Below are 11,999 nucleotides of genomic sequence, written 5' to 3' on the forward strand. Positions count from 1 at the left end.
GCGGGAAGCGGCTTGCGCGAAGAAAATGCCGCGTCCGTCGACGCGGCATTGGGGCGTTCGTGTCGCCTCACGCCATCTGCATGGCGCCGGGGCCGGGGATGGCCTTGGGGGGCACCTTGCCCATGATGATCATGCCGAGCACCTCGTCCTTGGTCACGTCCTCGGTGCGCGCGTGCCCGACGACCTGGCCGTTCTTCATGACGGAGACGCGGTCGGCGAGGTCGAAGACGTCGTGGATGTCGTGGCTGATCAGGAAGATGCCGATGCCCTCGCGCTTCAATTGCTTGATGAGCTCGCCGACCTGCGCGGTTTCCTGCGGCCCGAGTGCCGCGGTCGGCTCGTCCATGATCAGGATGCGGGCGTCGAAGAGGATGGCGCGGGCGATCGCCACCGATTGCCGCTGTCCGCCGGAAAGCGCCTTCACCGGTTCCTTGAAACGCTGGAAGTTGGGGTTGAGCCGGCCCATCACTTCGCGGGCCTTGGCTTCCATCGCCACGTCGTCCAGCGTGCCCCAGGGGGTGCGCAGTTCGCGGCCGAGATAGAGATTGGCGGCGGCGTCGACATTGTCGGCGACGGCCAGCGTCTGGTAGATCGTCTCGATGCCGTATTTCTTGGCGTCGCGCGGATTGTTGATCTCGGCCGGTTCGCCGTTGATCAGGATCTCACCGGCATCGCGCTTGTAGGCGCCGGAGAGAATCTTGATGAGCGTCGACTTACCGGCGCCGTTATGGCCGAGGAGGGCGACCACCTCGCCGGGGTAGAGATCGACGGAAGCATCGTCCACCGCATGGATGCCGCCGAAGGAGATGGAAATGTTCTTCATTTCCACGAGCGGAGTGCGTTGTTCAGTCATGTTCGAACTCCTGATTATTTTGCGCGGGCGCGGTAGACGGTGTCGAGCCAGACGGCGGTGACGAGCACGACGCCGACGACGATCCGCTGGAAGGGCGTATCGATCCCCAGAAGGACCATGCCCGACTGTAGGGATTGCATGACGAGCGCGCCGATCATCGCCCCGGCAATGGTGCCGACGCCGCCGGCGAGCGAAGTCCCGCCGATGACTGCGGCCGCGATCGTGTAGAGCTCGTCGAGCTCGCCCTGGGCATTGGTCGCCGCGTTGAGGCGCGCCGTCGAGATGGCCGCCGCAATGGCGCAGAGCACGCCCATCAGCGTGAAGATCTTGACGGTGACCCAGCGCGTCTTGATGCCGGCGAGCTCGGCCGCTTCGGGGTTGCCGCCCAGCGCGAAGACGTAGCGGCCGAAGCGAAGGCGGGTGGCGATGAAGGTCATGACGATGCCGACGACGATCGCGACCAAAACGGGAATGGCAATGCCGTGCGAGATCTGCAGGCCGCCGTCCGGCCAGGCGATGCCGTTCGCATCGGAATATCTGCGGGCGATATTGACCGGCCAGTAATAATGGGTGGCGACGGCCACCGCGCCAAGCACCAGAGCGCAGCCGAGGATCGACAGGAAATACTCGGCCCAGACAGGGCGCAGAGGGAAGCCGAAGCGCTTGCGCTGCTTGCGCGAGTTCAAAATGGCGCCGACGATGGCGATACAGGCAAGAAAGCCGACGACCCAGCTTGCCGTCGCGCCGATGGAACCTTCGGTGCCGCCGCCCAGGAGACGGAAGGTGGCGTCCATCGGCGCAACCGTCTGGCCGCTCGTCACGAACCAGGTTGCGCCGCGCCAGACCAGCAGGCCGCCGAGCGTCACGATGAAAGCGGGAACGTTGAGGAAGGCGATGATCGATCCGTGAAGCGCGCCGATGGCGCCGCCGACCGCGATGCCTGAGGCAAGGGTGATCGCCCAGATGGCGGGATGGCCGAGGCCGAGATATTGCGGCAGGACCTGCGCCTGCAGGACGCCCATGATCATGCCGCAGAAGCCGAGGACGGAGCCGACCGAGAGGTCGATATTGCGGGTGACGATGACCAGCACCATGCCGGTCGCCATGACCGCGACGGACGAGGTCTGGACGGTCAGGTTCCACAGGTTGCGCGGTTTCAGGAACAGCCCGTCGAACGGTCCGCCGGTCATCACCTGGAAACCGAGCCATATGATGATCAGCGCGCCGACCATGCCGAGCAGCCGGGTATCGATTTCGGTGGCACGGAAGAAGCGTTTCGCCGGGTTTTCGTCCGTCGTGCGGGCGCGGCCGGCCTGCGTGCCCGGTATCTGATCGGCCCGTGTCTGGTTGGCTTTTGTGATGTCGGCCATGGCCATGCCATCCCCCACTTATCTGTCGATGTCGTTCGATCCGCTTCGCACCTTGCAAGAGCGCCGCAACGGTGTGCGTTGCGGCGCTCTTGAAGACCGGAGATCGGCCATTTCGTTGCGGTTATTTGCAGGCAGCGACGTCGCTCTTGGCGCCCTGGCAGGCTTCTTCCTTGGAAATCCAGCCGGCGTCGATGACGACGTTCAGATTGTCCTTGGTGATCGCCAGCGGCGCGAGAAAGACGGACTTCATGGCGACGCCCTTCGGCCCGCCGTTGAAGGTCTGCACGCCTTCGACTTCGTCCATGGTTTTGCCGCCGGCAAGCGTCACGGCGATTTCGGCTGCCTTCTTGCCGAGCTCGCGGGAGTCCTTCCAGACCGAAACCGTCTGCGTGCCGAGCGCCACGCGGTTCAGCGCAGCCTTGTCGGCATCCTGGCCGGAAACCGGCACCGAGCCCGCAAGGCCCTGGGCGTCGAGTGCCGCGATCGCGCCGCCGGCAGTGCCGTCGTTGGAGGCCACGACCGCGTCGACCTTGTTGTCGTTGGCGGTCAGGAACTGCTCCATGTTCTTCTGGGCGTTTTCCGGCTTCCAGCCATCGGTATAGGCTTCGCCGACATTCTTGATCTTGCCCGCGTCGATCGCTTCCTTCAGGACTTCCAGTTGCCCGGAGAAGAGGAAATCGGCGTTCGGATCGGCGGAGGAGCCCTTGATGAAGACGAAGTTGCCTTCCGGCTTCTGCTTGAATACCTCGCGCGCCTGAAGGCGGCCGACTTCCTTGTTGTCGAAGGTGATGTAGAAGGCGTCGGGATTTTCGATCAGGCGATCATAGCCGACGACCGGAATTCCCTCGGCGGCTGCCTTCTCGATCGCCGGACCGATTGCGTCGGAGTCCTGCGCAAGCACGATGAGCGCGTTGGCGCCCTGGGCGATCAGCGACTCGATATCGGTGAGCTGCTTGGCGGCGGAAGACTGCGCGTCGGCCGAGATATACTTGTCGCCCGAAGCTTCGAGCGCGGCCTTGATGGCGGCCTCGTCGGTCTTCCAGCGCTCTTCCTGGAAATTGGACCAGGAAACGCCGATGACCAGATCCTTGGCGATCGCCGCGGAATGCATGGACGCTATGATGGCAGCCCCCGCCATCAGCTTCAAAATGGATTTCATCCTATCCTCCCAAATGGCCCGGCCGCGCGCACGAACCTCCCGCACGCATCCCCGACGAGCCTCCAGATGCTGCCGCTATCGCGTCGCCGCGTTTTTTCTCGACAGTCGAGAAAATAAATGTCAGAGTTTCCGCAAGCTGTCAACAAGGCCGCCGCAGCGTGTGAATCATTGCCGCAGCGCGTTGAAATCGCTACGGAAAACATGAATGCGCCTTGTCATGTCTTCCGTCAGATGCTTTGGGAGGGGCATGTCTTCGAGGGACCCGCTATCGCTAATGCATGTTTCACTTGTTCGCACCGGTTCAGGGATTGAACATGCGGCACCTTGAAGAGCTGCAGCGCCCTTTGAGCGCCTCGTCGGGCGCGCGGCGCTGCAAGGCGAACCGATGCTGACCAAATCCAGCACCGAGCTTGTGCGTCAGCAGAACAGCGCCCTCGTTCTCGCGGCGCTCCGCCGTAAAGGCTCACTCTCCCATACGGAGATTGCGGCACAGACGGGTCTTGCCTCGGCGACGATCTCCGTCATCACCGCTGAGCTGGAGCGCTCCGGGATCATCGCCAAGACCGAGCAGCACGTCCAGGGCGGCCGCGGCCGCCCGCGGGTTCTCTTCGAGCCGAGACGGGGCTGCGGCTACGTGATCGTCGTGCGCATTTCCTCCGACCTCGTGCAATACTCGCTTGCGGACTATGGCGGCATCCTGCTCGACCGTTTCGAGGATGCGCGCAGCCATGATCTTCGCGGCACTGCCGCTTTCGGGGAGGTTCTGGCAGCAGCGCTCGAACGCCTGCTCGTCCGCTCGAATATCTCGAAGGACGAGGTGCTCGCCATTTCGATCAGCAGCAAGGGGCTCGTGGCCGGCGGTGGCGCGCGGCTCATCTGGTCGCCGGTTTTCGGCAGCGAGCAACTCGACTTCGTGGAACTGCTCCGGCCCGCCTGGCGCGCGAGGATCATGCTCAGCAACGAGTCGCTGCTGGTGGCGCACGCCCTCGCGGTAAGGGAAGAGGAAAGAGAGAGCGGTTTCCATGCGCTTGCCGCCGTCTCGCTCGGTCACAGCATCGGGCTTGGGCTCGCCAGAAGAGGCAAGTCCGGCGAGCTCGATGTCTCGGCGCCGAATTTCGGTCATATGCTGCATCAGGCGTCCGCGGGGCTTTGCCGCTGCGGCAGCTATGGCTGCATCGAAGCGGCCGCGGGCTTCTACGGGATCCTGCGCACGGCCTTCGAGGTGCCCTCCGACACGATACCGGCGAAGTTCGTGCCGCTGTCGGAGATGGACAAGATCGCCGCGAGCGCGCGCCAGGGGAATCGGATGGGCGGCTATGCCTTCCGCCAGGCCGGCTTGGCGCTCGGCAACGGCATTTCGCGGATGCTCAGTCTCTACGAGCCGATGCCGATCTTCGTGACGGGGCCGGGCACGCGCTATTTCGATCTTCTGGAGAAGGGATTGGAGGAGGGCCTCGCGCATTCGCTGCAGGTCCGCCTGCAGGGCATGCCGCAGATAAGGGTGGTCCCGGACGAGCAGCGGCTCGTTTTCGACGGTCATCTCGATCGGGTCCTCGGCGCGATCGACGGCGACATTGCCGCAGCGGGACATCCGTGAGGCGGCCGGTCTGCCGGGTCGGTGTCGCAGAGTTCCGGCTGACGCGAGTGCTGCGCAGTCTTCAATTTACGGTTATTTAGAGTCTCCTTGCCAAGCTGTCTTCGGCGTGGGGGACGGCGATGTTTTCAGTGATTGCATGCATACGCGATGATCATGACTGGCGCCTGATCGTGGTGGCGGCGGTCGTCTGCCTTGCCGGCAGCGTCGCGACGATGCTGCTTCTGGAGCGCGCCCGGCGCAGCGCAGGCAGTCAGCGACACCTCTGGATTGCGGTCTGCGCCTTTGCCTGCGGCGTCGGCGTATGGTCGACGCATTTCATCGCGATGCTCGCCTATGACGGGGGAATCCCCATCGCCTACGGCGTCGGCGGCACGAGCTTTTCCATCGCGGTCGCGATCGCGGCGTCCTGGGTTGCCTTTTTGGTCGGTCTGGCTGGAACCTCGCGCCATGCTCCGGCCGTTGGCGGTTTGTTGCTCGGGCTCGGAATTGCCGCCATGCACGTGAGCGGCATGCGCGCCATCGAGGTCCAGGGACGGGTCGCATTCGACCCGGAAACGAGTTTCGCCGCCGTTCTTCTCGGCACCTTGATCGCCGCGCTCGCCCTGCATTCGTTCCAGATGCTGCGCGGCGTGCGCGGCCTCGCCGCATCCATCCTGCTCCTGGTGGCCGCGATATGCGTCCTGCACTTCACGTCGATGAGCGGCGTCGTCCTGATCCCCGACCCGAGCGTCGCGGCAACGCACGTCTTCGATCCGTTCTGGCTGGCGGGCGGCGTCATCGCCGCATCGACCACGCTCATTCTCATGGCCTTCGGCGCTCTCTTCGTCGACAGGCACCTGACGGACCTCAAGGGGCTCGCCAATGCCTCGCTGGAGGGCATGGTGATCCTTCGCGGCGGAGAGGTCATCGAAGTGAACGAACGCTTCGCCACTCTCTGTGGTCGAAAGCCTGGTGAGCTCGTCGGCAGGCAACGGCGGGAGCTGTTCGCCGAAGCGCCCGAAAGACGGAGCCCGAACGACCTTGGGGCCGGAGAGGGGGCAAGCGAGGGAGAGCTCCTTCACGCGGACGGCGGATACGTGCCCGTCGAAAGGCTCTGCCGAACGATCGAATACAAGGGCAGGCAATGCGACGTGATCTTCGTTCGGGATCTGACGGCGCGCAAGGATGCCGAACGGACGATCGAACATCTCGCTCACCACGATGCGCTGACGGATCTTTCCAACCGAAGCTCCTTTGATCGCCGCCTGAGACAGGCCCTGGCTGCCGCCGTTCACCACAATGACGCGCTGGCGGTTCTGTGTCTCGACCTCGATCGCTTCAAGGCCGTGAACGACATTTTCGGCCATGGGGAAGGCGACCGTATCCTCAGGAAGGTGGCCGACATTCTCCGGGCGGCGGCAGGAGAGGCCGACACGATCGCGCGACTGGGTGGCGACGAGTTCGCCATCGTCCAGACCGGGGCGGCGCAGCCGGAAGCCGCGCGGCAATTGGCGGACCGTATCCTCAAGCTCTTTTCGGAAGAGATGGACACGCGGCGCGATCCGATGGCAGTCGGGGTCAGCATCGGCGTCGCGATCTGTCCGAGCGACGGCACCACCGCCGAGCGGCTCTACGGCAATGCCGATACGGCACTCTATCGGGCGAAGCAAACCGGCAAGGGCATCGCCTGCTTCTTCGACGCCGAAATGGACGCTGCCGTGCGCACGCGCCGGCAGATCGAGAACGATTTGAGGCACGCAGTCGTCAGGCGGCAGCTCTTCCTCGAATATCAGCCGCTTGTCGACGTGCGGGACGACAGGATCGTCGGTTACGAGGCGCTGTTGCGCTGGCGCCATCCCGATCGCGGTCTCGTCGGGCCGAATCTGTTCATTCCGATCGCCGAGGAGAGCGGCTCGATCATTCAGATCGGCGAATGGGTACTGGAAGAGGCCTGCAGGGAGGCGGTGCGCTGGCACGAGCCGCTGCCGGTCTCGGTCAATGTCTCACCGGTACAATTCCTCCTCCCAAACCTTTTCGACCGGATCGAATCAATCCTGCTGCGGACCGGGCTCGAACCGAGGCGGCTCGAACTGGAGATCACCGAAGCCGCGCTGATGCATAACCGCGACGACGTCCTTGCAATTCTTATCCGGCTGCGCCTCCTTGGAGTCCGGATCGTGATGGACGATTTCGGCACTGGGCACTCCTCGCTCAGCAATCTTCAGACGTTCCCGTTCGACAAGCTCAAGATCGACTGCAGCTTCACCGCTTCGCTCGACAAGGATCCGGCAGCCCATGCCATAAGCCGCGCGATCATCGCGCTCGGCCACAGCCTCAACCTTCCGGTCGTCACCGAAGGCGTCGAAACGGAGCGGCAGAGACAGATCATCGTCGACGAGGGTTGCCGGCAGATCCAGGGGTTTCTGACCGGCCGGCCCGGGCTGGCGCCGAGCGTGGACGCGGCCTCATCATCCGCCACGATGCCGCATCGGGTAGGGGCTTGACTCGTCATGAGACAAAAAAGGCCGGGCAGCGCCCGGCCTTTCTCCACGAAAAGGCGGGAGGCGGTCAGGCGATGCTGATCTGGCGCTTTTCCGCAACCGAGCGGACCGCCGCATCGGCGAGCGCCAGGGCGGCAAGGCCGTCCTTGCCCGACGGCGCGATCTCGGCGCCTTTTTCTATTGCGGCGATGAAGCTTTCGATCTCGTTGGCGTAGGCTTCCGTATAGCGCGTCATGAAGAAATCGTGCAGCGGCGGGCGCGTGTAGCCTTCGCCGGTCGCGATCTCGATCGAAACGGGACGCTGGTTCTCAGCGGCGACGGCGCCCTTGGAGCCGTGAACCTCAATACGCTGGTCGTAACCATAGGTGGCACGGCGCGAGTTCGAGATGATCGCCTGCTTGCCGGATGCCGTCTGCAGGATGACCGAGACGCTGTCATAGTCGCCGGCGTCGCCGATCGCCTTGTCGACGAGCACGGCCGCAGTCGCGGTGACGGAAACGGGCTCCTCGCCGAGGAGGAAACGCGCCATGTCGAAATCATGGATCGTCATGTCCCGGAAGATCCCGCCCGAACGCTTGATATAGTCGACCGGCGGCGCACCGGGATCGCGCGAGGTGATCGTCACCATCTCGACCTCGCCGATGCGCCCGTCGTCGATCGCCTTGCGCACGGCCATGAAATGCGGGTCGAAGCGGCGGTTGAAGCCAACCATCAGCTTGGCCCTGGTGTCGGACACGACCTTCAGGCAGGCCCTGACGCGCTCGGCGTCGAGATCGATCGGCTTCTCGCAGAAGATTGCCTTGCCGGCACGGGCGAAGCGCTCGATCAGATCGGCATGAGTATCCGTCGGCGTGCAGATCACCACGGCGTCGATGTCGCCGGCAGCTTCGATCGCATCGATCGTCCGGACTTCGCATCCATAGGCGCCGGCGATCGCTTCCGCGGCGGCCGGAAAGGCGTCCGCCACCGCGACAAGGCGGGCATCGGCATTGCCGCTGATTGCTTTCGCATGAACCTTGCCGATACGCCCGGCGCCCAGAAGACCAAATCTCACTGTCATCACTGTCGTCCTTGAATTCCGGTGCGCGACCGGGTTGGCACACGATGATTGACGCTCATCGCGCGAAGGCGTCGCGGGGCATCCGCGGAGGAACTGGAACGAAACGGCCAATTATTGAATACACGGAATATTTATTCCAATCGCCTTGGCGCCGTCAAGTGTCAACCGCCTGGATGCGCTCGGCGCACTTTCCAAAAGTGGCCGAACGCATCGAACCGAAAAGATGTACCTGCTACCTATTTGCAGAAATATGCAGTAGATGAACTTGCCATAAGTCTCCCCAGAGGAACCAGAATGATCAAATTCATCGATCCGGATCATCCCTTCTATCGTCCCTTGTGGATCCGGCTGCTGATCATCCTGTTCTGCGCTGTATGGACGGCGGTGGAGTTCTACGGGGGGCAGGTGATGTGGGGGACGATCTTTCTGGTCGTGACCGCCTATGCGGGCGCGTCCCTCCTCTTCTTTTACCGGCCGAAGGAGGAGAGCCAGAGCAAAGGCGAAACCGCCGGCGACACGACCGACAGCACGAACTGACGCTTATCCAGTCACCGTCGGCTTTTCGATTCGCCTCAAAGCCTCGTCGATGAGCATGTTGGCGAGCTTCATGCGCAAGGTCGCATTGAGCCGCGCTTCTACGGGCAGCCTGTCGGGATGATTCGAGGCGGCGAAACGCCTTCGCTTGGCCGCGAGCGTCAGCGCGGTTTCCGCTTCTCCGAGCGCGAGCTCGGAAGCGACTTCCGCAAGGCCGGTGCGCTTGAGATAGTCGGGCATGGAGAACGGTTCGGCTCGCTCATCCGCCGCCAGCGCGCGATAGGCCTGTTCTACCGCGCCGCGGGATGCCCAAGCGCGGGCCGAGGTTTCGGCAATGAAGCCCGGCGCCGCGCCGATGATGGTGTCCCGCCATCCGTCCCTTGCCTCGTCCGACAGCTCGTCGTCCTGCTCGGCCTTGAGGCGCTCGAGCACCGAATGGAATACCGACATGCCGAACATCAAGTCTCTCCGGGCAGGCACTTAGTCTTTAGGTTGTAAGGCACTCGATCGTCGTCCTCGGGCTTGACCCGAGGATCCACAGGCCAGGAATGCAGCCTAGAATGATGGATCCTCGGGTCAAGCCCGAGGATGACGTTTGCAGAGAAGCTCGGCGTGCATCACGCCCTGCTCTGTTTCAGGATCAGATCGTAAAGCAGCTTTGCGCTCGGGGGGAGGGCCCGGCCTTCGGCGGTGATCAGCCCATAGGGTTTGATGCGGATCGGAAATTCGGTCGGCAAAATCCGGATCTCGCCGGCTTCCGTGCCGTTGCCCGCCACCAGCCTGGCGACGTCGAGCGCAACGGGAGCGATCGCATTGGTGTTCCGCACGATCGACAGCGTCAGGATGGTCGATGAAGTATTGATGACCGTTGCCGGAAGCCTGACGCCGGCGGAAGCGAAACTGTCTTCGACGGCGCGTCGAAGCAGTGTACCGGGCGGCTGGAACACCCAGTCGTAGCCCGGGAGGTCGTGGGCGCTGGCTGACGCCTTGTCCAACAGCGGGTGTCCCTCCCGGACGATGAGGCAGACCTCCTCGAAACCGATTTCGACCAGGTTGAACAGCCGCGGATTGAGATCGTCGGGGATCCGCCCGACGATGAAATCGTGCCGCGCCGCCAGAAGCTCCCGCGTCAGCACGTTGCTGTTGTCGATCTGCACGTTGATCTCGATCCCGGGATAGGCCGTCGACACCTGGCGGATCGCCGGCACTGCGAGATTGAGCCCCGGGCCGGTGACCGATCCGAGCGAAACCGACCCGCCGCTGCCGGTCTTCAGCTCGTTGATCTCGCGCGCAGCCTCGCGCAACTCGAGGAAGATGGTGCGGGCCCGGCGCGCCAGGGCCTCGCCGTAGCGGGTCAGTTCGACGCCGCGCGCCACCCGCTCGCAGATCGGCGCCTTCACGATCGCTTCGATCTCCGCGAGCATGCGCGATGCCGCCGGCTGCGAAATCCCGAGCGAATCGGCCGCGGCGCTGATGCGCCGATGGTCGTCGATCGCCAGGATGAGCCGCAAGTGGTTGATCTTCAATCCGGAGCGGAAGAGCCCCGTTTCCAGCAGTTCTCCTGTGAGCCCGGCTGCATTCTGCCTGCCATCGAGCATCGCATTCGGTTCCGTTTTCAAGAGTTTCAAAAATCACACTCTTTTAGAGTGGTATATCAAGTTTGGTATGCATGCAAAGCGATATTGTATTTGACAGTTATGGCAATTGATTCCAGTTTCCCAGCATATGCGCCAGCGCATGCGGGAGTATGATAAGACGGGGAGGGCTTCCTTTATCTTGAACCACCGCCGGGGGTCACGCTCCGCGACGGTGGTCGCTGCGCATAGACGGAGGCCCCGCGCCTGCCGGTTCAACACTCAGGGAGAGATCTGATGAAATTCTTTACTTCGCTTCTCGCAGCTGCGGCGATCACGGTCGCCGGCTTCGCTGCGCCGGCAGTCGCCCAGGAAAAGGGCATGGTCGGCATCTCCATGCCGACCAAGACGTCGACGCGCTGGATTTCCGACGGCGAGACCATGGAGAAGCTGTTCAAGGAGGCCGGCTATACGCCGGACCTGCAGTTCGCCGACGATGACATTCCGAACCAGTTGGCGCAGATCGAGAACATGGTGACCAAGGGCGCGAAGGTCCTCGTCATCGGCGCCATCGACGGCACGACGCTCTCCGACATCCTGCAGAAGGCGGCCGATGCCGGCGTCAAGGTCATCGCCTATGACCGCCTGATCCGCGATTCCGGCAATGTCGACTATTACGCCACCTTCGACAACTTCCAGGTCGGCGTGCTGCAGGCGACCTCGCTCGTCGAAGGCCTGAAGCTCGACAGTGCCACCGAACCGAAGAACGTCGAACTTTTCGGCGGCTCGCCGGACGACAACAACGCCTTCTTCTTCTACGACGGCGCGATGTCCGTCCTGCAGCCTCTGATCGACAGCGGCAAGATCGTCGTCAAGTCCGGTCAGATGGGCATGGACCAGGTTGGCACGCTGCGTTGGGATGGCGCCGTGGCCCAGGCCCGCATGGAAAATCTTCTGTCGTCCGCCTATACCGATGCGAAGGTCGATGGCGTTCTGTCGCCCTATGACGGTCTGTCGATCGGCATCATTTCGGCTCTGAAGGGCGTCGGTTACGGCTCCGGCGACATGCCGATGCCGATCGTCACCGGTCAGGACGCCGAACTGCCGTCGGTCAAGTCGATCCTCGCCGGCGAACAGTATTCCACGGTCTTCAAGGACACCCGCGAACTCGCCAAGGTTACCGTCAACATGGTCAACGCGATCATGGATGGCAAGGAGCCGGAGGTCAACGACACGAAGACCTATGAAAACGGCGTCAAGGTCGTTCCGTCCTACCTGCTGAAGCCCGTTTCCGTCGACAAGTCCAACGCCAAGGACGTTCTCGTCGGCTCCGGCTACTACACGGAAGATCAGCTCAACAACTGATGCGGCG

The 11,999-nt window shown here is 63.2% G+C and carries 10 protein-coding genes; 4 read left to right on the top strand and 6 right to left on the bottom strand.

Features of this window, described 5'->3' with window-relative positions; genetic code table 11:
* Positions 1-67: 67 nt before the first annotated feature.
* From M1D34_RS19165 to xylF, 3 genes are all read right to left on the bottom strand, one after another.
* The gene (locus M1D34_RS19165) at positions 68-853 is read right to left on the bottom strand and encodes an ATP-binding cassette domain-containing protein (RefSeq protein ID WP_003535549.1); all 786 of its coding nucleotides are present in this window, start codon (positions 851-853) and stop codon (positions 68-70) included.
* Between the two features lie 14 nt (positions 854-867).
* On the bottom strand, positions 868-2,229 hold the full coding sequence (locus M1D34_RS19170; RefSeq protein WP_498783703.1) for a sugar ABC transporter permease: 1,362 nt from the start codon (positions 2,227-2,229) through the stop codon (positions 868-870).
* 115 nt (positions 2,230-2,344) lie between these two features.
* Positions 2,345-3,382, bottom strand: a complete 1,038-nt coding sequence (gene xylF, locus M1D34_RS19175; RefSeq protein ID WP_498783705.1) for a D-xylose ABC transporter substrate-binding protein — start codon at positions 3,380-3,382, stop codon at positions 2,345-2,347.
* Between the two features lie 385 nt (positions 3,383-3,767).
* Here xylF and M1D34_RS19180 point away from each other — a divergent pair, with 385 nt between their 5' ends.
* Together M1D34_RS19180 and M1D34_RS19185 are read left to right on the top strand one after the other, a co-directional pair.
* Positions 3,768-4,979: an ROK family transcriptional regulator gene (locus tag M1D34_RS19180; protein WP_498783707.1), complete on the top strand. Its 1,212-nt coding sequence runs from the start codon at positions 3,768-3,770 to the stop codon at positions 4,977-4,979.
* Between the two features lie 119 nt (positions 4,980-5,098).
* Positions 5,099-7,462 carry a bifunctional diguanylate cyclase/phosphodiesterase gene (locus tag M1D34_RS19185; protein WP_498783709.1) on the top strand — a complete coding sequence of 788 codons (2,364 nt, stop codon included), beginning with the start codon at positions 5,099-5,101 and terminating at the stop codon, positions 7,460-7,462.
* Between the two features lie 64 nt (positions 7,463-7,526).
* Here the strand turns inward: M1D34_RS19185 and iolG are convergent, their stop codons facing one another.
* The gene (gene iolG / locus M1D34_RS19190) at positions 7,527-8,519 is read right to left on the bottom strand and encodes an inositol 2-dehydrogenase (protein ID WP_498783711.1); all 993 of its coding nucleotides are present in this window, start codon (positions 8,517-8,519) and stop codon (positions 7,527-7,529) included.
* Between the two features lie 294 nt (positions 8,520-8,813).
* On the opposite strand from iolG, the gene M1D34_RS19195 reads away from it, so the two are divergent.
* On the top strand, positions 8,814-9,056 hold the full coding sequence (locus M1D34_RS19195) for a hypothetical protein (RefSeq protein ID WP_498783713.1): 243 nt from the start codon (positions 8,814-8,816) through the stop codon (positions 9,054-9,056).
* A gap of 3 nt (positions 9,057-9,059) precedes the next feature.
* Here M1D34_RS19195 and M1D34_RS19200 read toward each other — a convergent pair whose 3' ends face one another.
* Complete coding sequence (locus tag M1D34_RS19200; RefSeq protein WP_498783715.1) at positions 9,060-9,512, bottom strand: hypothetical protein; 453 nt, start codon at positions 9,510-9,512, stop codon at positions 9,060-9,062.
* A 158-nt stretch (positions 9,513-9,670) separates the two neighbouring features.
* Positions 9,671-10,651, bottom strand: coding sequence for a LysR family transcriptional regulator (locus M1D34_RS19205; protein WP_018098300.1), 981 nt, complete (start codon positions 10,649-10,651; stop codon positions 9,671-9,673).
* Between the two features lie 273 nt (positions 10,652-10,924).
* Here M1D34_RS19205 and chvE point away from each other — a divergent pair, with 273 nt between their 5' ends.
* Positions 10,925-11,992, top strand: coding sequence for a multiple monosaccharide ABC transporter substrate-binding protein (chvE, locus tag M1D34_RS19210; RefSeq protein WP_003535531.1), 1,068 nt, complete (start codon positions 10,925-10,927; stop codon positions 11,990-11,992).
* Positions 11,993-11,999 lie beyond the last annotated feature (7 nt).

The sequence above is a fragment of the Ensifer sp. D2-11 genome (genome assembly GCF_054161295.1).

What these genes read in the sequence shown, in the direction of transcription:
- M1D34_RS19165 (WP_003535549.1), bottom strand. Translation starts at nt 853, where the DNA reads ATGACTGAACAACGCACTCCGCTCGTGGAAATGAAGAACATTTCCATC.
- M1D34_RS19170 (WP_498783703.1), bottom strand. Translation starts at nt 2,229, where the DNA reads ATGGCCATGGCCGACATCACAAAAGCCAACCAGACACGGGCCGATCAG.
- xylF (WP_498783705.1), bottom strand. Translation starts at nt 3,382, where the DNA reads ATGAAATCCATTTTGAAGCTGATGGCGGGGGCTGCCATCATAGCGTCC.
- M1D34_RS19180 (WP_498783707.1), top strand. Translation starts at nt 3,768, where the DNA reads ATGCTGACCAAATCCAGCACCGAGCTTGTGCGTCAGCAGAACAGCGCC.
- M1D34_RS19185 (WP_498783709.1), top strand. Translation starts at nt 5,099, where the DNA reads ATGTTTTCAGTGATTGCATGCATACGCGATGATCATGACTGGCGCCTG.
- iolG (WP_498783711.1), bottom strand. Translation starts at nt 8,519, where the DNA reads ATGACAGTGAGATTTGGTCTTCTGGGCGCCGGGCGTATCGGCAAGGTT.
- M1D34_RS19195 (WP_498783713.1), top strand. Translation starts at nt 8,814, where the DNA reads ATGATCAAATTCATCGATCCGGATCATCCCTTCTATCGTCCCTTGTGG.
- M1D34_RS19200 (WP_498783715.1), bottom strand. Translation starts at nt 9,512, where the DNA reads ATGTTCGGCATGTCGGTATTCCATTCGGTGCTCGAGCGCCTCAAGGCC.
- M1D34_RS19205 (WP_018098300.1), bottom strand. Translation starts at nt 10,651, where the DNA reads ATGCTCGATGGCAGGCAGAATGCAGCCGGGCTCACAGGAGAACTGCTG.
- chvE (WP_003535531.1), top strand. Translation starts at nt 10,925, where the DNA reads ATGAAATTCTTTACTTCGCTTCTCGCAGCTGCGGCGATCACGGTCGCC.